This is a genomic window from Coprobacter sp. (assembly GCF_982436375.1).
Genome location: NZ_CEWDCG010000017.1, coordinates 1 through 24,801, shown reverse-complemented (window position 1 = coordinate 24,801; position 24,801 = coordinate 1). Strand labels below are relative to the sequence as shown.

At 39.6% G+C, this 24,801-nt stretch carries 17 protein-coding genes; 5 read left to right on the top strand and 12 right to left on the bottom strand.

Annotated features, from left to right (window positions below; translation table 11 throughout):
- Positions 1-92: 92 nt before the first annotated feature.
- The 3 genes from AC1WHX_RS02055 to AC1WHX_RS02045 are packed head-to-tail and all read left to right on the top strand — an operon-like array spanning position 93 to position 5,617.
- The gene (locus AC1WHX_RS02055) at positions 93-2,150 is read left to right on the top strand and encodes an endonuclease (RefSeq protein ID WP_302544571.1); all 2,058 of its coding nucleotides are present in this window, start codon (positions 93-95) and stop codon (positions 2,148-2,150) included.
- 12 nt (positions 2,151-2,162) lie between these two features.
- Positions 2,163-3,233: an endonuclease gene (locus AC1WHX_RS02050; RefSeq protein ID WP_270214338.1), complete on the top strand. Its 1,071-nt coding sequence runs from the start codon at positions 2,163-2,165 to the stop codon at positions 3,231-3,233.
- 2 nt (positions 3,234-3,235) lie between these two features.
- Positions 3,236-5,617 carry an endonuclease gene (locus AC1WHX_RS02045; protein ID WP_270214339.1) on the top strand — a complete coding sequence of 794 codons (2,382 nt, stop codon included), beginning with the start codon at positions 3,236-3,238 and terminating at the stop codon, positions 5,615-5,617.
- A gap of 80 nt (positions 5,618-5,697) precedes the next feature.
- On the opposite strand, the gene AC1WHX_RS02040 is transcribed toward AC1WHX_RS02045, so the two are convergent.
- The 4 genes from AC1WHX_RS02040 to AC1WHX_RS02025 form a co-directional block, all read right to left on the bottom strand.
- Positions 5,698-6,210, bottom strand: coding sequence for an RNA polymerase sigma factor (locus AC1WHX_RS02040; protein WP_022390821.1), 513 nt, complete (start codon positions 6,208-6,210; stop codon positions 5,698-5,700).
- 398 nt (positions 6,211-6,608) lie between these two features.
- On the bottom strand, positions 6,609-7,802 hold the full coding sequence (locus AC1WHX_RS02035; protein WP_270214340.1) for a pyridoxal phosphate-dependent aminotransferase: 1,194 nt from the start codon (positions 7,800-7,802) through the stop codon (positions 6,609-6,611).
- Positions 7,803-8,087: 285 nt separating this feature from the next.
- Positions 8,088-10,061 (bottom strand): PorE family type IX secretion system protein, encoded by a 1,974-nt coding sequence (gene porE, locus AC1WHX_RS02030; protein WP_270214341.1) that lies wholly within the window; start codon positions 10,059-10,061, stop codon positions 8,088-8,090.
- A 64-nt stretch (positions 10,062-10,125) separates the two neighbouring features.
- Positions 10,126-11,352 (bottom strand): S-adenosylmethionine:tRNA ribosyltransferase-isomerase, encoded by a 1,227-nt coding sequence (locus AC1WHX_RS02025; RefSeq protein ID WP_270214343.1) that lies wholly within the window; start codon positions 11,350-11,352, stop codon positions 10,126-10,128.
- A gap of 54 nt (positions 11,353-11,406) precedes the next feature.
- Between AC1WHX_RS02025 and AC1WHX_RS02020 the strand changes: the two genes are divergently transcribed.
- Positions 11,407-12,471 (top strand): DUF2027 domain-containing protein, encoded by a 1,065-nt coding sequence (locus AC1WHX_RS02020; RefSeq protein ID WP_270214342.1) that lies wholly within the window; start codon positions 11,407-11,409, stop codon positions 12,469-12,471.
- Positions 12,472-12,517: 46 nt separating this feature from the next.
- Here AC1WHX_RS02020 and AC1WHX_RS02015 read toward each other — a convergent pair whose 3' ends face one another.
- From AC1WHX_RS02015 to AC1WHX_RS01980, 8 genes are all read right to left on the bottom strand, one after another.
- A complete protein-coding gene (locus AC1WHX_RS02015) occupies positions 12,518-13,255 on the bottom strand; it encodes an AAA family ATPase (protein ID WP_022390817.1) in 738 nt (245 codons plus the stop codon).
- Between the two features lie 61 nt (positions 13,256-13,316).
- Positions 13,317-13,622 (bottom strand): GNAT family N-acetyltransferase, encoded by a 306-nt coding sequence (locus AC1WHX_RS02010; protein WP_302544570.1) that lies wholly within the window; start codon positions 13,620-13,622, stop codon positions 13,317-13,319.
- Between the two features lie 10 nt (positions 13,623-13,632).
- Positions 13,633-14,664, bottom strand: coding sequence for an FAD:protein FMN transferase (locus AC1WHX_RS02005; protein WP_122337290.1), 1,032 nt, complete (start codon positions 14,662-14,664; stop codon positions 13,633-13,635).
- A 44-nt stretch (positions 14,665-14,708) separates the two neighbouring features.
- Positions 14,709-15,275, bottom strand: coding sequence for a manganese efflux pump MntP (locus tag AC1WHX_RS02000; RefSeq protein WP_009318945.1), 567 nt, complete (start codon positions 15,273-15,275; stop codon positions 14,709-14,711).
- Between the two features lie 4 nt (positions 15,276-15,279).
- Entirely contained in the window at positions 15,280-16,521 is a 1,242-nt protein-coding gene (locus tag AC1WHX_RS01995; protein WP_022600793.1) for an anaerobic sulfatase-maturation protein, read from the bottom strand.
- 90 nt (positions 16,522-16,611) lie between these two features.
- Positions 16,612-19,362 (bottom strand): outer membrane beta-barrel protein, encoded by a 2,751-nt coding sequence (locus AC1WHX_RS01990; protein ID WP_303116266.1) that lies wholly within the window; start codon positions 19,360-19,362, stop codon positions 16,612-16,614.
- A 46-nt stretch (positions 19,363-19,408) separates the two neighbouring features.
- Complete coding sequence (locus tag AC1WHX_RS01985; protein WP_303116263.1) at positions 19,409-22,288, bottom strand: TonB-dependent receptor; 2,880 nt, start codon at positions 22,286-22,288, stop codon at positions 19,409-19,411.
- 343 nt (positions 22,289-22,631) lie between these two features.
- A complete protein-coding gene (locus tag AC1WHX_RS01980) occupies positions 22,632-23,534 on the bottom strand; it encodes an NAD(P)-dependent oxidoreductase (RefSeq protein ID WP_122304025.1) in 903 nt (300 codons plus the stop codon).
- A gap of 249 nt (positions 23,535-23,783) precedes the next feature.
- On the opposite strand from AC1WHX_RS01980, the gene AC1WHX_RS01975 reads away from it, so the two are divergent.
- Positions 23,784-24,801, top strand: a 1,018-nt coding sequence (locus AC1WHX_RS01975; protein ID WP_481228827.1) for an ABC transporter permease, incomplete at its 3' end; no start/stop codon positions are given.

Here is a 24,801-nt window from a genome sequence, read left to right as displayed (position 1 = left end):
CTATGTAAATATTTTTCCTTTCTTATTTATATATACTAATTTTGATACCCTTTTTCTTTCAGAAAGATAAACGATACCTAACAAATATAAATATGAAAAAATTTTTACTTTATTCCTTTTCGTGGCTATTGTTTGCAAGCATGTTATCCTTACACGCCCAAGAAATTCCCACAGGCTATTATGACAAAGCTATAGGAAAAAGCGGAAAGGCTTTGCAAGAAGCATTATCTACGATATTAAATAACGGAGCTAAAGATGTCGGATATGACGGGCTATATTCCGTTTATCGAACTTCGGATAACCGAAACGGAAAAGTATGGGACATGTACTCCGACATAACAGATTTTTCTTTTAGCAATACATGCGGGAACTATAAAAACGAAGGAGATTGCTATAATCGGGAACATTCAGTTCCGCAAAGCTGGTTTAATGAAGCTCGTCCTATGAAATCGGATGCATGGCTGGTATATCCGACAGACGGGAAAATAAACGGATACAGATCAAACAATCCCTTCGGAGAGGTCGGCTCAAAATACAGTTCTTCGGCAAACGGTTTTTCTAAATGGGGGACATCCGCTACTCCCGGGATAACCGGAACGGTATTCGAACCGAACGATATGTATAAAGGGGATTTTGCCCGTGCCTATTTTTATATTGCCACCCGATATGCCGATAAGTGCGGAAACTGGCAAAGTCAGGTATTCAGTTCTTCATTTCCTCATTTAGCCAAACCGACTTTGGATATGATGCTCCGCTGGCATCAAAAAGATGCCGTAAGTGAAAAGGAAATAGTCAGAAACAATGCTGTTTATAATGAACAAAGAAACCGAAATCCGTTCATCGATTATCCCGAACTTGTCGATCTCATCTTCAGGGACAGGACCGATGAACCTTTTAATCCTGACGGAAGCGAACATCCTTATCTGACTTCTCCATTAAGCGGATCGACAATAAACATTGGAACTACATTGTTTAATCACTCCGTCAGTAACAATATTCTCATACAAGGGAAAAATATCGAGAATGATCTGACTCTTACTCTTAGCGGAACAGATGCAGCACTCTTTTCTCTATCGGAAACGATTATTTCCGCATCGGATATTAACGACGGGAAACAGATAACCGTAACCTATTTACCGACAGAAGTCGGTCTGAATAACGCGACATTGACAATATCGGGAAAAGATCTGGCCTATTCTACGCAAGTTACTTTAACCGGGAAAGCGATAGACGGATTTGCGGCATTAGACCCGATAAATATTACCAATAATTCTTTTACCGCACAGTGGAGCGCAGCCAATGGCGCAACCGGATACTTGTTGGATGTCTATTATTTAGATAATACATCTTCAGGAGAGGAAGTCACGGTATTAAATACGAATTTCAAAGAACTGACCCAGATTCCTAAAGATTGGGAAACTTCCGGGTTCGTTGCGATAGAAGGCGATAACGGTGTACGCCTGGCTTCGGGAAGTAGAGACGGATCTATCTCCACTCCAGCTCTCGACCTTTCGGGTAATGAGACTTCATTATATATAAAAGCATCTCCATATAAAGGAGCTGCACCACTATATATTTATCTGGACGGTAAAAAGATAGACGAGCTGAATGTCAGCAGCCAAATAGAAAAAAAGATGCCACTCCCGGCCGGGACATCATCTTCGGTAATAAAATTAGAAGCCTCTTCGGACAAACGTATTTATGTTGAAGAAGTTATCATCAGTAAAGGAGGCGGATATAAAGAAGTACGAGTAAACGGTTATCCCAAACAAGTAGGAAATACACTTTCCGAAACTGTAACAGGGCTTACCCCTTCTACAGAATATTACTATACAGTTACGCCTATCGGAGGAACAGCTTCGAAATCGAATGAAATCAAAGTAACGACTTCCGATGACCCCGCAGCTCTTCCCGACATAACAGATATTAGTTATTCTGTCATATATAGTAATATAAACCGACTATATGTCTCTAATGCCCCGGCAAATACGAAAGTATATGTATTTACCATAGACGGACAATTGATTCTGGAACGCACTTTACATGATGAGAATCTTGAAGAATATACAATCGATACGGCAGGTGTTTATATTGTAAAAATAGTCTCACCGCAAGGAAGTAAAAGCAATAAAGTTATTATCGAAAACTAAATTTTTCATTTTATGAAAATCAAATATTTTGTTTGCCAAAGCATAATATCATTATTTTTTACTCTCTCTGCATATACTCTGTGGGCACAGATTCCTAATGGATATTACAATGCAATCGAAGGTAAAAAAGATAAAGATCTGAAGACTGCCTTATATCAGATTATCAGTAATAATGGATTCAAAGTTGTCGGATATAGCGGATTGTGGGACGCTTATAAAGACACAGATGCCCGTCCGGACGGAAAAGTTTGGGATATGTACTCAAACACTTCGAATTTCACATTTGTAACAGATCAAGACAAAGGTTCGGGAGGGATAATAGAAGGCGATAAATATAATCGTGAACACTCATTTCCGCAAAGTTGGTTTGAAAAAGCCTCAGGGGACATGAAATCCGATTTATTCAATGTTTATCCCACTGATAAACTCGTTAATAATAAACGAGGTAATTATCCGTATGGAGAAACCAATGGCGAGATCTATAAATCCGATAATGGTTTCAGCAAATTGGGGGCATGCTCCTTTCCCGGATATTCGGGAACTGTTTTCGAACCTAACGATCAATATAAAGGTGATTTCGCCCGTTCCTATTTTTATATTGCAACATGTTATGAAGATGTATTTCCCCAATTCGGAGGAGAAATGACTGCCGGAAATTCGTATCCCGGTTACAAAGACTGGGTAATCGATCTTTTGTTGAAATGGCACAGAAACGACAACGTAGATTCGAAAGAGATCGACCGGAACGAAGCCGTCCAAAAGAAACAACACAACCGTAACCCGTTTATCGATTATCCCGAACTCGTTGAATATATCTGGGGAAACAAAAAAGGTATAGCATTCAATCTGCCGACATCGACAGGCAAAACAGATATGAACACCATACATATCGCTACCAGAGAGGAATCGATAATCATCACGACTTCCGTTCCCGTACATGTTTTTCTATATAATACTTACGGAACTTTGATACAATCCCAAAACGGACAAGGAGAGATACATATACCGGCAAATCGATCAGGTATTTATATTCTGAAAATTCAGAACGACAAATACATCATTACACGAAAAATAAAACTTTGACTATGAACAGTATGCTCTTGAAAATAAAAATTTCTTTCCTGCTCTTTCTCGGAATATCTTTACAATTATGGGCACAAATTCCTGACGGATATTACGATAGTGCATTAGGGAAAAAGAAAGCCGAACTAAAAACGGCCCTACACAAAATTATAGGAAAAGCCGATGTCTTGGACTATGGCAGCGGAGCGGGTAAAACTTGGTCTGGTTTCGTACAAACAGATGTCGATGACGAAGGTTATTATGTAGATATGTATTCGCCTAACCGAGTAAAAGCCAACGGAAACTCTGCCGGATCGGGAATGAATATAGAACACTCTTTCGCAAAGAGTTGGTGGGGAGGCACAAAAAATCAAGCATATAAAGATATACAGCAATTAAGACCGTCCAATTCAGGAGCTAATTCAAGTAAAGGGAGCTGGCCTATGGCGATAGTCGATGGAAAAACGACTTACAATAACGGAGTTATCAAAGTCGGGAAATCTTCAAGTCGTCCCGGTAGCGAAATAACGGCATGGGAACCGAGCGACCAATATAAAGGAGATTTTGCTCGCATTTATATGTACATGGTCACTTGTTATGAAGATTTCAGTGAGAAATGGACAGGAAACTCGGTAAACCAGCTTGATAATAACACCTATCCTGTTTTTGAAAATTGGACAATAAAAATGTTATTGGAATGGTGTAAAAAAGATCCCGTCGATGACTGGGAAATAGCTCGGAACGACAAAGTCTATAAAATACAAGGAAACCGGAATCCGTTTGTCGATCATCCCGAACTTGCCGAATATATCTGGGGAGATAAAACAGACACGGAATGGTATCCCGAAGATAATAATGAACCGGCAATTATTTCTCCCAAAGATAAGTCGGAAATCGACCTCGGTATGACCGCTGTCAATTATCCTTTATCCCAGGAATTATTAATAAAAGTCCGTAATCCCGAAGGGAATATTTCCTTATCGGTAAGCGGTACGGGATTTTCTGTCTCCCCTGAAACGATCACGGCAGAAGAAGGAAAAATCGGGAAAAATGTTACCCTTACCTATACTACGGCAATAGCAGGACAGTCAGAAGGAAATTTAACCGTTTCTTGCGGATCTTTGGTTTCTAATGTAGATATGAAAGCCGAAGCCGTCGATGGTATTCCCGCTCTTCAAGCTACGGACATTACAAAAAATTCATTTACGGCAAATTGGATAAATCCGGCACACATACAAGATATATCTCTTACGGTATATCAAAATTCATCGGGTTCTCCTCTTCCGGGATTTCCAAAAACAGTCGATGAAAATACGACAAAAATGGAAATATCAGGATTAACACCTGACACTGAATATAGTTACAATTTATCCGGAGGAGGTTTGACATCCAATACGGTTACAATTCGGACTCTGCCGCTAAATCCTCATATAGAATATGACTTAGAAGATGGAGACCTGCTTTTTACGACAATAACAGGTTATGCATCAGACAGCAAACGCATACAAATATCCGGGACAGACACTTCGCTTCCATTGCAAATAAATACTGAAAGTCCGTTCGAATTATCTGGAGATCAACAAGAATGGAATACTCAACTTGTCCTTCCTGCAGAAGGCGGATTAGTTTATGTCCGGCTATCGGCTTCAGAAGCACCGGGAAATTATTCTGCCGATTTAACGATATCCTCATCCGAAATAGAAGAAGAATCCGAACCTTTATCCGGAGTTATCGAAATAAAAAAAGCATTTTCCGAAACTTTTGAGAACGGAACAAAAGGAAGCTACAATAATGGAAATGTCGAATGTACAGCTACAGAATGGTATATGGAAAATTCCCTAATCGGAACTCAATCGGGAGATAAAAAGAACGGGGAACAATCGGCTCGCATAAAAGGGTCGATCGAAATGGCCAAAGATAAGCCGGGAGGTATCGGAATGATTTCTCTATACGGGGCAAATTTCAGTAGCGATAACGACGGTAGTTTCAGCTTGTTTTACTCAACCGATCAAGGGACGACTTGGAAAACCGTTCAAAAGTCGGAAACATTGACAAATACACTGCAAAAATTTACATACATAGTTAACGAGCCGGGTAACATCCGAATCAAAATAGTGAAGGATAAAGGTAACCGCATCAATATAGACGATATAGAGATAAGCGATTACGATAATCCTGACGGAATTACTCGAATAGAGAACTCTTTATTTAAAATATATAGCTTTCAGAACGAACTGATCATCGAATCTCTTCAAAAAAGCATCTTTGCTATATATGACATTACCGGTGCTTATATAAACCGATACGAAGTAAACGGAAATATTCGCATTCCCCTTTCTGCCGGAGTATATTTAATAAAAAACCTCTCTGACGGAAAAACTATAAAAATAAATATAAACCGATAAACACTGTTCTGCAAAACTAAAAAGAGGAAGCCGATTATTATTTGGCTTCCTCTTTTCTTTTTACAACACACACTCACACGCTATCTTTCATAATGGTAATCTCTCAATTGAGACTGCAATTGCTGACGTGTCATATAGATACGGCTTTTTATCGTTCCGATAGGCAGATGCATTTCATCGGCAATTTCCTGATATTTATAACCGGCAAGATAAAGTGAAAAAGGCACACGATATTCTTTTGAAAGACTATTGATCGCTTTATTTATTTCTTTGACATTATATAAAGATTCAGGAGTATCGTCCGAAGGATCATTTGCAACAGATTTCATTATTGTTTCGTCTTCATTATCATAAACCGTTCTGCGATTGACGTTACGGTGATAATCATTAATAAAAATATTACGCATGATCGTATACATCCACCCATTCAGATTTTCATAATGAACTAATTTTTCTACATTGCTAAGCACTTTAAGAGAAGTTGCTTGCAACAGGTCTTGAGCATCATCTCGATTCATGGTCAGGCTATAAGCAAAATTGAACAAGCTCTTTTGCATCCCGATTAACAGACCGGTCATTTTTTTTTCGTCCATATTATTATCTGTCTTTAAAAATTAAACATTTGTAATCCATTTCCCTTTTGGATGTTACAAATGTACAATTGAAGTTATAAGTATATTGTAAGTATTATAAGGCAGGGTATAAAGATTTTATAAAGAAATCATCAATATAAATAAATATGCAATATCACTCACTATTATGCACATAATAATGCAAAAACCGGTTATACATATAACAATAAAAAGACACCTCTTTTAATAACAGATTTACCACAAGAAAAAAAGAAAAAAATAGGAATAAAGTTTTTAAGAGCTTGTCCAATAAATATTACGAAAATCCATGAGAACTGAGAACAAAGTGTAAATAGAAACTCAAAAAAAAGGTTGCCTGCAAACAGACAACCCTTTCATATTTTTACAGAAATAACCGGTTATTTCAATTTTGCCAATGCCTCTTTTATACGACGCAGAGCTTCTACCAAGTTTTCGTCAGAAGTCGCATACGAAAAACGCAAACACTCGGGAGTTCCGAATGCAGCACCACCGACTGTTGCGACATGACCTTCTTCTAACAAGAACATTGCCAGGTCTGCAGCATTTTCTATTTTACGGTCTCCGAAAGATTTTCCAAAATAGTAACTTACTTCAGGAAAAAGATAAAAAGCTCCCTGAGGAACGTTTACCTTAAAGCCGGGAATCTGTTTTGCCAGATCGACAACCAAATTACGACGACGTTCAAATGCCTTGCGCATCTCTCCTACACACGATTGATCGCCTGCAAAAGCTGCCACCGAAGCTTTTTGGGCAATAGAACTCGGTCCGGAAGTATATTGACTCTGCAACTTATTGCATGCTTTTGCCAACCAAAGAGGTGCTGCAATAAAACCGATACGCCATCCGGTCATTGCGTAAGCTTTCGATACTCCGTTTATAATAGCTACACGATCACGGATATTTTCAAATTGGGCAATACTCTGATGCCCTCCTATATAATTAATGTGTTCATAGATTTCATCAGCCAATACAATCACCCGAGGATATTTAGCCAACACATCGGCTAAAGCTTTTAATTCGTCTTTCGAATAAACGCTCCCTGTCGGATTGGACGGCGAACACAAGATCAATGCTTTAGTCTTAGGTGTAATAGCAGCTTCGAGCTGAGCGGGCGTGATTTTAAAATCCTGATCGATACCGGCTGTAATAATCACACTCTTACCTTCGGCAAGCTTCACCATTTCTACATAGCTCACCCAATACGGAGCTGGAATAATCACTTCATCTTCCGGATCGATAAGGCTCAATATCGCATTACAAATCGATTGTTTTGCACCGTTCGAAACGACAATCTGGTCGGGAGTAAACTCCAGCGCATTTTCATTTTTCAGTTTCGCACATATAGCTTTACGCAGATCCATATATCCGGGAACCGGAGAATAGAACGAAAAATTATCATCAATCGCTTTTTTTGCTGCGGCTTTAATATGATCGGGGGTATTGAAATCAGGCTCTCCTACACTCAAATTGATGATGTCTATTCCTTGCGCTTTCAATTCATTACTTTTCTGCGACATAGCCAACGTCTCTGAAGGAGAGAGGCTTGCCAAACGTTCTGAAATCTGATTCATGGGTGATATTTGTTTAAATTATTACTTTCTGCATCTTAACTATTTTACGCTTGCAAAGATAAGACAATCTTAAATGATAGCAAACAATATACCTAAATATTTCAATATACAATAACAAAAATATGGGAAATACACGCAATAACAGAACAATATGTCACAAAATCAAGAAAAGTAAAAACTTTTAAGATAATCCAGGATCTACGAGGTAACCTCTTTTTTATTTTTAAGAACATTCTAAAGACAACATAAATTCCTTGAAAATACTTTTTCGGAAATTTTGAGAAATCAATACAAGCCGTAATTTATTTTCAACACACGAAACTCGGTGCGACGGTTTATCTGATTGGCGATTTCTTGCTGATCTTCAGGCAATGCGAGAATATATTCTTCGGTAAGCACATCTCCTTCTTTAAACATCGGATATTTCTGTGCCATTTTTTTGGTTATCGTTTTAGGCTGGCTTTCACCGTAACCTTTCGGAGTAAGACGGTCTGCCGCAATCCCCCCGGCTATCAAATAATCTACGACAGACTTTGCCCGACGCTCCGACAAATTCAAATTATAGGCATCCGCTCCTTTCATATCGGTATGTGCACCCAACTCGATCGTCACATTCGGATTGTCTTCGAGCATCTTTATCAACTCATCCAACGCTGTCGCCGACTCGGGACGCAATGTAGCCTTATCAAAATCATAAAATATATTTTCGATCAATACCGGTTTCGTTATGGATGCAAGAATAAAATCGACCGAATAGGTGATATTTTTTTCCTCATCACTGGTGCGCATTTCATTCTTGGCATTCAAGAAGCCCCGGCATCCCGCCATCATCACATAATCCGTACCTAAACTTAAAGGGAATTTATAAGTCCCGTCCTTTCGGGCTATAGCTTTTTGATTAGAACCATCCTTGCCGACAATGCGGATAATAGCATCCGGAACAGGTTCTTCGTCACGGTCGATAACGACTCCGGTCACCCACACATTGATCGTAGGCAATTCAAAACTATAAATATGGTCATATCCTCGAGCATCATTGCGGTTAGAACTGAAAAATCCGGATTCACCCGGTCCGAACGTAATACCGAAATCATCAGAGGAAGAATTGATCGGATACCCCAAATTTTCAATCTGCCAAACACCATACTCGTTCATCTTTGCCTTAAACAGGTCGAGCCCACCCATTCCCGGATGTCCGTCCGATGAAAAATACAGATCTCCGTTTTCACGGATATACGGAAAAACTTCATCTCCCGGAGTATTTATCTGACTTCCCAAATTTTCCACTCCTCCTTTTTCATCATTCAGAGCAATACGCCAAAGATCCTTTCCTCCGTATCCTCCGGGCATATCTGAGGTAAAATACAGGTACTCTCCATCAGGCGATACTGCCGGATGTGCAAAAACAGACAACGTATCCCCGGTGATCTCATATTTCTGCCCGGCACTCCATTTAGCCCCGGAACGAGACGAGGTAAATATCTCAACAGACGTATCCGAATTGGGTTCTCTTCTTGCTTTTGTCAAATACATCGTACTGCCATCGGGACTGAAACTGATAATTCCCTCATCCAACTCGGTATTCACCTCTCCTTCTACCAATTCGGGACGCATCCATGCCCCTTTTTCATCCTTTTTTGAAAAGAAAATATCATTATTCTTCACCCCCGTAATATCGCTCTTAGTATTTCCTGAAGCCTTGTCGTTCGTAGAAGAAAAATATAATTGATCATAATCACTTCCCAAAAACATCGGACTACATTCGCTTCTTCTGGAATTAAACAGGTTAGCCCGCTTTACAACATAACGTGTCGGCTTAGCCTTTAACTCCACAGCCAATTCACATCCTTTTTTCCCGTTTAATGCCAAAGGATCATCCGGCTTCTTTTCCAAATAAAGGTCATAATTCTTTATCGCATCTTTATATTTGCCCTGCATTTGAAGCGCTCTACCCAAATATAAATAAGCCGTACTATCCGGATAATGGTATCTGATCGCATTTTGATACGCCCCGGCACAACGAGGAGCGGAGTTCAACATGCGATAACAAGTTGCCATACGGAATGCTATCTTTCCCCTAAGCGCCCGTTCTTTACGAGGAGAGGTCTTATTATATACTTTACGATATGTCGCTGCAGCGGCGAAATATTCTCCCCGGCGAAATTGTCCGTCGGCCGTGCTCAGTTTTGCACTGTTGCATCCCGTAAACAACCACGCTAATAAAAAAAGAGATAAAGGCACGTATATCCGCTTCAACATCAAATGCAAATTATTTTATAGTTTATACGGCATATTCCGCAAATTATTGTACATCCGCTCCAATTTAATCAGGCAATAACAGAGAACTGTCTCCATAACTTAAAAAACGGAAATCGTGAGACAAGGCATAATCGTATATCTCCCGCCACCTTCCGTCTACAAAAGCCGAGACCAATAACAATAAAGTGCTTTGCGGTTGGTGAAAATTAGTAATCATTCCCCTGACAATCTTAAACGTATATCCCGGAGCAATTATAATTTGCGTAGCTGTTACGAGTCTCGACAGACCTTTTCGGTCTAAATAATCTACAATATTCCGCAACGCTTTCCGATAATCGATCTCCGCCACCGTATCGTCGTAAGGCTGCCATTGTCCGACTTTCAGCTCTTCCGGAACAGCATCGGGATTGTACTCTAACGTCCGACCGATATAATAAAGACTTTCCAATGTGCGCACCGAAGTTGTTCCTACGGCAATAATCCGACGGTCGGTTTCGGCAAGAGATACAATCAATGAACGTTCGACCGAAATAAACTCGGTGTGCATTTCATGACCTTCGATCGTCTCGCTCTTCACCGGTTTGAATGTCCCCGCCCCGACATGCAACGTCAATTCCAGACACGGAATGCATTTCTCTTTCAGAGTAGCCAATACATCTTCCGTAAAATGAAGACCGGCCGTAGGAGCGGCAACAGATCCCTCTACTTTTGAATATACTGTCTGATAAGTCTCCTTATCGCTCTCTTTCGTTTCCCGATTCAAATAAGGGGGAATAGGGAGTTCGCCGACTGCATCGAGCAAAGCTGCAAAAGAGATTTGCGGATTATCCCATGAAAAACGAATCTCAAAACTATTTCCGTACGCATTCAGCCGATCAGCATTTAAAGTCACGGATTTACCCTCTATAATAACCGTCCGGGATAATGTTCCGCTTTTCCACTTTTTTAAATTTCCGACCATACATGCCCAAACACATTCCCTGTTGGATTGGAACGACAACAAATAATCATTCGGAAAAAGAGGTTCAAGGCAGAATATTTCGATCAATGCACCTGTCTCTTTCCTGAAATGAAGCCGTGCCTGTATCACCTTTGTATTATTGAATACCAACAAGCTATTCTCCGGCAACAGATCGGGTAAATGAAAAAACTCGGACTCGGAAACCGAACCTGAACGATATAACAGCAATTTAGAACGGTCTCTTTGCGATAAAGGGAATTTTGCAATGCGCTCATCCGGCAGCGGATAATTGAATTCTTCGATACGTATATCTCGTGTTTTTTGCATAATCTATTGAATATATCTACAAAAATAAGCAACTTTGTGAGATAAACAGATAAAGATATGGTTAAAGTAGGTGATAGAGTACGCTTCCTGAACTCTGTGGGCGGAGGAATCGTAAAAAAGATAAATAAAGATATTGCTTTGGTCGAAGAGGAAGACGGGTTTGAAACTCCCGTACTGTTACGGGAATGCGTAGTGATAGAAGCCGGAAAAAAATACAGCGATCCTGTTCCTGAAAAACGGACTGATTCGCCTCAAATATCCCGGAATATTATTCAAGAAGAGGAAGAAGAAGCTGAAGATGAACTGCCTCTACTCGAAACACCGGAGGGAGAACGTCTGAACATTTTATTAGCATTCGTACCGGAAGAGCGGAAGAATTTGCAAATCACACGTTTCGATGCTTATTTAATAAACGACAGCAATTATTTTCTCGATTTTACCTATTCCTGCAAAACTGACGCAGGTTGGCTCGTAAGATACCACGGATCTATCGAACCCAACATAAAGCTACACCTAGAAACATTCGGAAAAGAGATATTGAACGACCTGGAACGTATCTGCATTCAGGCAATAGCTTATAAAAAAGAAAAAGCGTTCAAACAGAAAAATCCTATATCGGTAGAACATCGCGTCGACACGGTCAAATTTTATAAACTGCATAGCTTCCGGGAAAATGATTACTTCGATGAAGATGCCTTAATCTTCCCGATCGTACGCAATGATATTCCTGAGCGATCATTCATCATAGATCCCGTTGAGATCGAAACTGCCATAAAACAAAAAAAAGATTCGGAAAAACCGGAACGGCAGGCGATCAAAAAGAAACACCGTCCGATAAACGAGCCTTTAGAAATAGACCTCCATATTAACGAACTTCTCGATACCACTGCAGGAATGAGTAACTCCGATATACTTCAATACCAATTGCAAAAAGTAAGGGAGATTCTGAATGAACATAAAAACGAGAAAGGCAGAAAAATCATATTCATACACGGCAAAGGCGATGGCGTATTACGCAATGCATTGATAACCGAATTAAAAACAAAATATAAGACTTTCTATTATCAAGACGCCTCTTTCCGTGAATACGGATATGGGGCAACCCAAGTTACAATACGTTAAAATATAAGCCATTATACATAGAGCGATAGACTTTAATTCTATCGCTCTATATATTGTTATCCTCCGATACTCCCAATTCGTCAAGCATCTTGGGATAATTATTTATAAAGTACTTTGTCAACTTAAACTGGTCAGTCTCTTCATAAGTCACCGATTCGAATCCGTTATTCGTTATGCGGTAAATATCAGCTCCGGGATAAGACAACAATATAGGGGAATGAGTAGCGATGATAAACTGAGACTTGTTGTCCACTAGTTCTTTCATCCGAATCAGCAGTCGGAACTGGCTGGAGATAGACAAAGCCGATTCCGGTTCATCGAATATAAACAAGCCGTTCCCCGACAGTCGATTCTGAACAAGGGCCAGAAAACTCTCACCATGCGAATACTCATGAAGCATACCGCCATAATTTATCATTTGAAATGCACGGCCCGAAATACGATCCAATTCACTGGATACATTATAGAAACTCTCGGCTCTGAGAAAATAGCCGTCTTTATTCCGGTAAGCCGATCTCACCAATTTAAGATCATTGAACAGGCTCGAATGAGAATCATAAGTGTGATAATTCAGATTAGGACTGCCTCCTTCCGGATTGAATCCGGCACAAATGGCAAGAGCTTCGATAAAAGTAGATTTTCCTGCCCCGTTTTCTCCGGTAATAAACGTAACGCTTTCCCGGAACTCAAACTCATCCATATGTAATATAGACGGAATATTATAGGGATATTCGCATCTTTCTTCTATCGGTTTACGATTTATTATACGCTTGATATAAATCATAATAGAATAATTTCATTTTTGTCACACTCGACCAAGGAATATCGATAACGAGCGACTCGTATTAATAATCTTTTTTTAAAATATACCCTAACTCAAAAATTCTATTTTCCCGATCGAAAGAAAACAATCCGGCCTCACCGATAACCTCACCCGAATCTTTAAGCTCAACTATAAAAATACCGTATCCATAAGAATAGCTTTTGTTTATCCGGGAATATTTATCCCTAAGCTCGAATATTGTCCAATCATACCTACCGCCAGAAATATACCTCATATTTTTTTCTTGCGTATAAATAGAGAACATAATATCCATATCTCCCTCTACCACATCCCTGACAACCGCCCGATCTGTTTCAAATCTGACCATGAGAAAATTATCAATGAGTATCCCGAACAATAAGGTCTTTCATACCCGGAGTCATTTTAACTTGCGTATTTACAGAATCGACTGCATAAATAAAATAAGCATTCAATTGCAACTTTTCTGCTAATTGCAGGCTTTTATCAATCCCCATAACCATGAAAGCCGTAGCATAAGCATCGGCTGTCATGCAATCGGGCGCAATCACCGTAGCGCTGAGTAAAGAATGCTGCACAGGATATCCGCTGACCGGATCTATCGTATGGGCTACTCTTTTACCGTTTTCATATCTGAAATTACGATAATTACCCGAAGTAGCCATCGCCCCGTCGCAAATCGCCACAATCTCTTCTATTTCACCCATTACACTTTCACTATCTTCTTCAGGCTTATTGATTCCCACCTGCCAACACTCGCCTTTGGGATTACGCCCTTTGCCGACCAACTCGCCTCCGATTTCTACCAAGAAATTCTCGATGCCTTTCGACTCTAAAAGTTCAGCAACGACATCAACGGCATACCCCTTGGCTATTGCCGAGAAATTAAGCGACATACGCCGATCTTGTTTTATCACCTTCCCGTTATCTAAAGATATCTTATCCATCCCGACAAATTGAAGCAGACTGTCTATATCGTGCGATGATAACGAATACCCTTGTTTAAATCCGAATCCCCAAGCATTGATCAAAGGCGACACCGTAGGATCGAAAGCTCCGTCCGTCTGCGTCCAGATTTCCCGAGAACGGCTGAAAACATTGACAAACCATTCATTCAGCACTACGGTAGAATCATTTTCATTTACCCGAGTTATGACCGATGTTTTATTAAACGGGGAGAGCGTCGCATCGAAAAGATGCAGCTCATCTTCTATTTCTGCTTGCAAATCAGAATTATACTGATAAGTTATATGATAAATCGTATTGAAGATAATTCCTTCATTCTGTTGATAAACGGCTTCTTTTGTCTGTTTTGTTTCCCGATATATTGTCACTATGGCAAAAACGATAAGAAACAATATGCATGCACCCAATCCTCTCTTATTCTTCATTTGATAAATTATTTATCCGGCAGAAAACCGGCAAAAAGATACTTTTACTGAAAAAATAAATGCTCTATTAAAATTTTAGTTCCGATCAAAATCAAAATAACTCCGCCCAGCATTTCTGCTCTATGTTTCAACCGTCTTCCACAATATCTGCCCAAATAAAGGGCTATCATAGAACAGGCAAAAGTAACTCCGATAATAATAGCCGTAGGCGTAAGCATATTCATGCTCAAAAATGCAAACGATACCCCGACCGCTAATGCATCGATACTCGTCGCAACCGACAAACCGAGCAAAGTTTTTGTCTTTGCAGGATTAAAACAACAAGGAGTCTCTTCGTCTTTAGAACGCCCCTCACGAATCATATTTATCCCGAGTATGAGCAGCACCCCGAAAGCGACCCAATGATCATAATCTTGTATATATTTTTGAAACTCTCGCCCGATAAACCAGCCTATCAAAGGCATAGCCCCCTGAAACAGGGCCAAGAAAGAAGCTATTTTTAATGCCGAAGATATCCGGAAAGGCTTTAACACCACCCCTGAAGTCACCGATACGGCAAAACTGTCCATCGAAAGTCCGATTGCCAATATTAGTAATTCAAAAATACTCATCCGTTCATTTTTTGTTTAAATGTTCCCGGGCATATTGCATCACATTTGCAGGAGGCCGTTGATTTTTTAATTCCTCCGCCATATAATTCATATAAGGCATAACATGTGCATAATATTTTTGTAATCCGGCACAAAGATAGTTCAATCCCGGCTCTCCTGTTACAGTTTTCGAAATCCTGTTTTTAGGACATTCTCCGTTACATAAATTCAAGAAACGACATTCACGACACTGCCGGGGCAAAGTATTTCGTTTGGCATTGCCAAATGCCATTTGTTCAGGAGACAACATCATACTTACCAAAGTATCTGTTTTTATATTCCCTCGCTTATATTCGGGAAAAACAAAATGATCGCAAGCATACACGTCGCCGTTATACTCCATAGCTGCCGCATGTCCGCAAGTCTTCCCGTAAATGCAAACTCCCGGAGCTGCTCCGACAACGCCCGCTAGCGTGGCATCGAACATCTGTACAAAATAACGTCCGACATCATTGCAAACCCATTCATCGAAAATGTCACAATAAAACTGGCCGTAATCCAGCGGATCAACACACCAAGGAGGCATTTCCGTATCCGGAAATTCGCCCGGAGGAAGCAATTCCAGCCCATCGGGACGATCTCCCCAACGCTCTACAATAGGAGAAAACTGCATATAACAGCTTCCTATTTCTTTAAAAAAACGATACGTTTCCAGTGCATAATGAGCATTATAATCATTGACGACCGACAAAGTGTTAAATTCGACTTGGTGCTTCTGCAACAGTTCGATTCCTTTCATCACCCGGGCAAAAGAACCTCTTCCTCCTTTATCTTTACGATAACGGTCATGCACATGTTCGGGTCCATCGATAGAAATACCGACAAGAAAATTATTCTCTTTAAAGAAACGACACCACTCATCATTGAGCAGAATTCCATTGGTTTGTATCGAGTTAGCGATAGGACGACCTTTTGCATAACGTTTTTGCAGAGCAACTGCCTTTCGGAAAAAATCGAGACCTCTCAACAACGTTTCACCACCGTGCCATGTAAACAAAACTTCAGGTGTAGTCTGACAATTGATATATTCCTCCGTAAATTTTTCCAGCATTTCATCTGTCATCCGATTAGACCGTTGTCCCCGATAAAGTTCTCCTTTCTCCAAATAGTAACAATAACTGCAATCGAGATTACACATCGCTCCTACCGGTTTTGCCATAACATATATCGGATAATCCAAAGGATTATACGCAATTGTTTTTCCCATGTAGATTCCTCTTCTTTGAAAGGCCAAAGATACTAATTTGTCCCGACATTAATAGAAATCCGGATTCAAAACAAAGAATATCTGCAAATTTTATTTCTGACGTGCAAAATAATTGAACCGATAACTGAACTGCAACATAAAATAACGAGGCTGGGTACTATAAGCTATATCCTCGATATAATTAGACCGAACGACACGAGATACGGATATTCTCTGATTCAACAGATCAAATCCTTTCAAACTGATCGTTCCTTGTTTCTTTTTAAATACCGACACATTGAATTGTGCTCCCAAAAGATGTTGCGGACGATCAAATCCATCTGTATACCCGGTTTTAAAATTATAGTCATAATCAAGCGATAACGTAATATCTTTAGGAAAACGTATCTCGACATTTCCGCCATTGCTTATATCGAATGCGTTGACATTCATATTCGACTGAAGCGAATACTTTGCCGTATTATATCGTATAAGACTTTTTATCCCTACTTCCAGCCACTCATTCGTATAGGTAACACGCAAACGCTCATACAACCGCATTTCATTGCTGATACTTTTTTCTCCCAACACATCCTTATCCGATAAAAAACTTATGCCACGACTATAATTTCCGGTCGTATAAGAACTCAATCGAAAATAGGGGTTTAACGGCATACTGTACATAAAATTAAAATAGCCGTCACAAACGCCGTTTACATTGATCGGCATTGTTTTCTGCACTCCCTCTTCTATATACTCGGTACGGTTTGCTATAGAATTCTGCTTAAAATTCATACCCATGTTCAAAACTATAGTCCGCTGAGTAACTTTATTATAATCATTATAGCGAAGCCTGAAACGAGTAGTAAAGGATTGTTTCAAGTCGGGATTACCTACTCTCAAATGATTCGGATTGGCATCATCGACAATAGGCTGCAACTGAGAGGGAGAGGGCTGCTGACTATTTCCCCACACATCGATTCTCAAAATCCGCTCTTTACTGAACGGACAGACAAAATTTACATAAGGCGCTATATTGAAACTTTTGTTCGCAATCGTATAAAATAGAGTATCGGCTCTGAAACTGGAACTTCTCATATCGGTAGGTTCTAATGTCGCACCGATCCTTAAATTTATTTTTTTCCAAAATTTCCGGATTCCCGCTTCTATTCGATGAATGTAAAAAATGTTTTCGGAACGGTTAGTCTGATTCGGAGATAATTCGAACTCACCCGTTTCTCTATCCATGCTTTCCGTGCGCCTGTCCTCTTCCGAATTATTTCGCTGGAACTGATACGACACATTTATTTGCCATGTAGGAGATAGAGGTTCGGTATAATAAAAACGGACACGATAATCATTTCGACTTATATCTCTATTCATGAGCTGATAAGTAGGTTCGGGATTCTGCATCTCCGTACCATTCTTGAATTTCCATTTATCCGTACGACTATCTGAATTAATGTTCGTATTTGAACGAGTTCCCGAAATATCGACCGAAAAATTCCTCCCGCGTTTATCAAAATTATGCCCGTACGAAAGAGTCCCCTGCAAATAATAATTTTTCTCTTTCGCCCAATAATCTACATAAGAACTATCGAGTAACATCGTATCTCCTTTTAACGTTCTATAATCAGCCCACTCTTTGCGATTACCGTCCCCCCAAACGATATTAGGACGGAAATACAAACGGTTCTTCTTATCTATCTGATATTCCCATTTCCAATTTGTACGGAACTGTGTAGATTTATTGTTATTCCACTGATTCCGATGCAAGGTATTAAATCCCGATGTTTGAAAATTCTCGCGATAAAGAGAGCGAGATTCATCTTGATTGAAATTCGCCACAAAAATATTCCCGTTCAGTTTCATTTTTCCATCAAGATAACGATCGGCATAATTGACCCCTCCCATGTGCGTACGCATAATTCCTCGTCCAGTACGGGCTGCTTGAGACGCTTGAGCTGCGACTTGAGAAGGAATGCCTTTCAACATATCCGAAAAGCCCATATTATTCGTGTTGTTCGATCCCCCGAGTACGGTCAACTGTGTCTCTTTTGAAAATTTATTAATCAAGGCATTCGCTTCATATTTTTCCTGAGTTCCGCCTCCGGCAAGAACCGTACCGAACACTCCCCGCTTCTTATCTCGTTTTACCTTCAAATTGATAATATATTGTCTGTTTCCATCATCGATTCCGGTCAACTCTTCCATGTCCGACTTTTTCTCTACAACTTGTAAACGTTCGATCATATCGACCGGCAAATTTTTCGTCGCAACCTTAGGATCATTTCCGAAAAACTCTTTACCATCCACCATCACTTGAGTTATTTCCTGCCCGTTTACCAAAATTTTTCCTTCTTCATCGATTTCTACACCCGGGAGTTTTTTAAGTAAATCTTCGATAACGGCATTTTTCGTCGTTCTAAATGCGGTCGGCGAATACTCTAACGTGTCGTTATTAACCATCACGCCCGGTTGTTTTCCTACAACGACAGCCTCCTTTAATTGCGTATCAGCCGAATACAGTACCAATCGGCCCAAATCGACCCTATCCGAAAGAGCTTTAATCTCGATATTTTTATAAACAGACTGATATCCCAAATAAGTAATATGAATAAAATATTTTCCGGGAACGAGCCCGGACAATTTAAATAATCCGTCTTTATCCGAAGCCGTACCCGATATAAAAGTACTGTCCGGTAAATGAGAAAGGCGTACGGTCGCCATTTCGACCGGTATCTTCAACGAAGCATCGAATAGAGTTCCCTTAACCTCCGCATCTTCAGAAAATGCAGAAAACGGTATAAGCAAAAAAAACGATATAATCCAATATTCTATATAATGGCATGTGCGTGTCATGGAAATTTGTGTATGTGTGTGTTATGTGTGTTTCGTACAATCAGTATCAGAAAGGTCTCATTCCACCGACCGGTGGCCTGCCCCCTCCCCTTTCTCTCATCATTCCGGGAGGGCCGTCCGGTCTTCCCGATCGTTGCTGTCTTTTTCCCATCGTATTGAAACGATAAGAGAAATAAAGCATACAATAACTGGACAACGTATTATATTCTACATCCTGAATATAGTTTCCGGTTGCTGTTCTTGAAATATTAGAAACCTGTCTCAAAATATCATATATCTTAAACATGAGAGTAGCCTGTTTTCCCTTTAAAAATTGCCATGAAACCTGAGCATTCCACATCCACTGATTCCGGTCATAGCCGGCAGAATATCCCGAACTTCCCGAATAACGAAGATCTGTACCGACCGTTACATTCCCCGGAATATAGACAGCGACATCCATCCCCCCTCCAAAGTTCATGGTTTGCTGTCTCTCTCGACTTTGAATACTATTTCCGGTAAGAGCATACGAATAATTTCCGGTTATTCCGACATCAAACAAATCAGAATTATAATTCAACCCCAGGTTTTCATACACGTTCACAGTCCTCGAAATATTTCTTTCACTCTCTTTCCCCCCGGTATTCACAAAGCCTATATTATGGTTATACGATGCGTTCGTCATGGTATTGAAGCGGAACTTTTTATTCTTAAACGGCATATTATACATTACCATGCCATTTACATTCCAGACACCGTTTACATTGACCGGCATAGTCGTTTGAACTCCCGTATTATTATCATAAGTCGTCTGATTGACAATACTGTTTAAAGTAAAACTTCCGTTCACAAAAGCCATTAATCCCCGCTGTTTTTCGGGTTCGAAAGAATTATATCGCAACCTGAAATTATTGCTGTATGACGGATTTAAATCAGGATTACCTTTACTGATCCTCAAAGGATTCGTAATATTTTGCACCGGTTGCAATTGACTGACGCTCGGCTGCCGGGTTCTTCCCCGATATTCAAGATTAAGGCTTTTCTGCTTACTGATACGATATGCGGCATTGAACAGCGGAGAATAATTAAATACCATTTTACCCGGCACATCCCGTGCATGATCCATGAGATTCTCCGACTCCGAACTGGACGGATTCATGTCGAATCCGACATTGTATCTAAATTTGGGATATGTTCCTCTCAATCCCACACTAATGCGATGCGACTGAAAGACATTCCGGAAACGGTTACTGTACAGAGAATCCAATTGCAACTCTCCAGAACCGTCAGCCGGTATATTATAAGCCATTCGGTCGGCATTGCTATAATTGTAGTTATAGTTATAAGCAAATGTCAAAAAATGATTTTTAAATATCGGCTCTACATAAGTTACCCTCACTCCGAAACTTCCGCCCCAATTGCGGTTATCATCTTTTTGATCTACAACACTGACACTATCATTCAGATAGAACAAGTTTCTACTATAATTCATTCCATCCTCTTCATTACGATTAGAACTGAAGTTAAAAGAGAAAGTCATCTGTCGTCCTTGCTTAGAGCGAAAACGGCGGCTCAGGCTCAAACGACCGGAAAAATTATATCCGTGACCGTCGCTTGACGATAACATCTCTCCGCTGTTGATGCTATCACGCAGGCTTTCCTCTTCACCCGAGTGTCCTCCCAATGTAGCAGATGTACTGTGATTATACATTTTCGATTTATTATAACCGAAAGTCGGCATAAATTCCAATACGGTAAGGGTATCTATTTCCCAATGCAAACGAAAATTCATATTTATATTATGACTTTTCGTATTGTATGTTTTCTCCGAATTATCATAAGAAATACTGTCTTTCAGAAAGTTTTGTTGTTCGCTTTTTTGCCAAACATCGTTATTCGAGTAACCATACCGAATATCTCCTCCAAACCGCAATTGATCGGTTTTACCCATATTGAAATTAGCTCCTGTAGTAGTAGATGTCGTCGTTCCCTTTCCTCCTCCACCGCCAAAACGGCGAGAACTTCCCGAAAACATCGACGCTCCCATATCTCCTGCACTCATATTTCCGGTATTGTTAGTTCCTCCTAAAAACGAAATTTGAGTCTCATCCACCAATCGGTTCAGCATTCCGTTGAATTCATACCGCTTATCATTACCCGCACCACCTGTTACATGTCCGAACCAACCTTTTTTCATCCCCTTCTTTACGGTCAAATTAATAATGGTTTCATCCTCTCCGTCATCCACTCCGGAAAAACGGGCTTCGTCCGATTTCCGATCTATCACCTGCAATTTCTCTATAATATTAGCTGGGAGATTCTTAGATGCAACTTTAGGATCATCCGAAAAAAACTCTTTACCGTCCAACAATATTTTCTTAACCTCTTTTCCCTGAGCTTTTATCTTTCCGTCTTTATCGACCTCTACTCCGGGAAGTTTTTTCAAAAGATCCTCGATAACCGCATTGGGTTGTGTTTTAAATGACCCGGCATTATACTCCACAGTATCTTCTTTTGTGACAATATCCGGAACTTTTCCGACAACAACAGCTTCTTTCAACTCTATATTCGCAGGCTCCATCATAACAGTCCCCAAAGAGACAGAAGAGTCTTGAACAGAAAATTTTACTAATTTAGAAATAGTTTTATATCCCAAATAAGAAAATACGATCCTATAATTTCCCGCATTTATCCTGGACAGTAAAAAACGACCGTTTGCTCCTGTAACGCCACCGGTAACCATAGAGCTGTCCTTTTGTACCAATAGTTTGACGACAACAGCTTCCATCGGTTGCCCCGACTCATCTTTTACGAGTCCATTAACCGATATTTTCCTCACTTTTGCATTTTGCGTTACCTTTCCGGAAGATTGAGATTGCTGAGCCGTCACAGAAACAATCGTCAATAAACAGAGTAAAGCCGCGATTAATCTTTTCCCTTTCATCATTTATTTACTCACAAGACATATTGTCATTATATTGTGTTGTGTAGTATATTGTGTAGAATCGTGATCTTTTTAAACTTAAACTTCTCTTAACCGCACCGATCTCCTCAAAAAAAAATCAATTCCGAATTATTGGACAAAAATAAATTATAAAGGTTTAAGAGACTGTTTAAATTTTCTGATAAAAAATATTATCAGATCATTTTTGCGTTCTCTTCCGGTCTATAAACGATGTCGACGATATCGGTACGCCTCCCCTTTCGAGAAAGAAACGACTATTTATGAGGCTTCCCCTCAAACTTCATCCGCGCAAAATTTAGACAGACTTTTACAAGATATAGCAAAATCAATGAGAAGAGAGATAATCCCTCATATTAGCCAGAACTTTTTGAGACAAGCGCTCAATACTCTGTATTGATTTACCAGAAATATAAGGCGTATAAAGCACATTAGGAAAACCATTTAGTCTATCTTGCAAACCTCCCATACCCGTTGCATCACACAAATAAAAACTATCCGGACAATTTCTCAGCCAATTACAAATCGCCTCCGTTTGAAAAGTCTGACCCACCGATGTGTTTACCAATATTTTGCCATTTCCCATTAATTCAAATTCCTTTTCACCCAATATATAATTATTACGAGGTAAACAAGTACAAACGATTTCTACATCTGCAAGTAATTCTTCTAACGGTTTATAAACTATACCGACTTTCTCTGCTTCAGGTTTTCGAGTTCTGCTATAATAACTAACATCCGCACCTAAAAACAACAATGCATCGGCGATCATTCTACCAGTCTTTCCTAAACCGACAATCCCGATTTTACGTTGCGTCAGCTCGGTACTCTCCTTCAACCATCGTACCCCTCCGAAACCGTGTAACAAACGAACCAACTCACAAATTACATACTCGACAACCCCCTCATCTCCATAATCTTTCACACCTAATACAGTAATGCCTCTCCTATATGCTTCTATGACATCAACATTGCAACTACTCGGATCATAAAGTGTACAACACATGCCTATATAACGAATATTCGGACAAGCATCAAGAACAGCACGTGTAATTAATGTTCTAAAGGAAACCAACACGCAATCAGCATTACCAATGCGATCAATAATCTCTTTTTCTTGAAGAGGAAAATCATGATACATAAAAACTTCTTCTCCTAAAGAACGCAATTGTTCAAGAGCAGAAGCATTTAATAAAGTTTCATCAACTCCGACTATTTTCTTAAATTTCATAATTACGACTATTCTTTAAAATAGTTTTTAACAAAAAAGCAAGTAAAAATACGATTTTCATATTTAATTATGGCTTCTGCAAAAAAAATTTTTATACAATTTTTCCCAAAATCAAATTTATCAAATACTATATAGAAAACCAAACCGTAATATTCTTTCCGTAATCTACATTTCTTCTCGTTTCTTTGTTGTATCTTTACCGCCGAATAATCGAAAACAAGAATTCACAATCAGATTTCAAATTTTATGATGAAAGATTTTATACAGATACTCAGACGTTTTGTTCCTCCCTATAAAAAATATCTGTTTCTAAATATTTTCTTTAATATATTTTCTACCGTTTTAAGTCTATTCTCCTTTGCTCTGATCATCCCGATTCTGGAGATTCTGTTCAAGATGAAAGAAATTTCCTATAATTTCATTCCATGGGAAACTACAGGTATGGATTTGAAAGATATAGCAATAAATAATTTTTATTGGTTTATCACCGAACAAATAAATACACATAGCGAAGCATGGGCTTTAATGATATTAGGGGCTTTTTTGGTTGTCATGACATTCGCCAAAACATGTACCAGCTATCTGAGCTCATACTTCATGATACCGATCCGTTCTGGCGTAGTTCGGGATATCCGCACATTCGTATTTAAAAAAGTAATAAGCTTACCTATCGGATTCTTTACAACCGAACGAAAAGGAGATGTAATGTCGAGAATGACAGGAGATGTAGCCGAAATAGAAAATTCCATTATGGCTTCATTGGACATGATGTTTAAAAACCCGATCATGATTATCATATATTTAGGCACCATGTTCGCCATAAGCTGGCAGTTGACTATTTTCGTTTTAATCTTACTGCCTGTCGCCGGATTTGTAATGGGACAAATCGGGAAAAAACTAAAACGGACATCTCTTGAGGCACAGCAACAATGGGGCGGTTTAATGTCCCAAATCGAAGAAACTCTCGGAGGTTTGCGCATCATCAAAGCTTTCAATGCAGAACATAAGATTTTAGACCGGTTTATCAAATCGAATAATAAATTTTTCAAAATCACGAACCGGATCAGCCGAAGGCAAGCAATGGCTCATCCGATGAGCGAATTTTTAGGAACTTGCACTATCGCCATCGTCCTCTGGTATGGAGGTTCTTTAATTTTATCGGGCGACAACACAATAAGCGCAGCAGACTTTATTTACTATTTAGTTATATTTTATAGCATTATCAATCCGGCAAAAGATTTGTCAAAAGCAGCTTATGCCGTTCAAC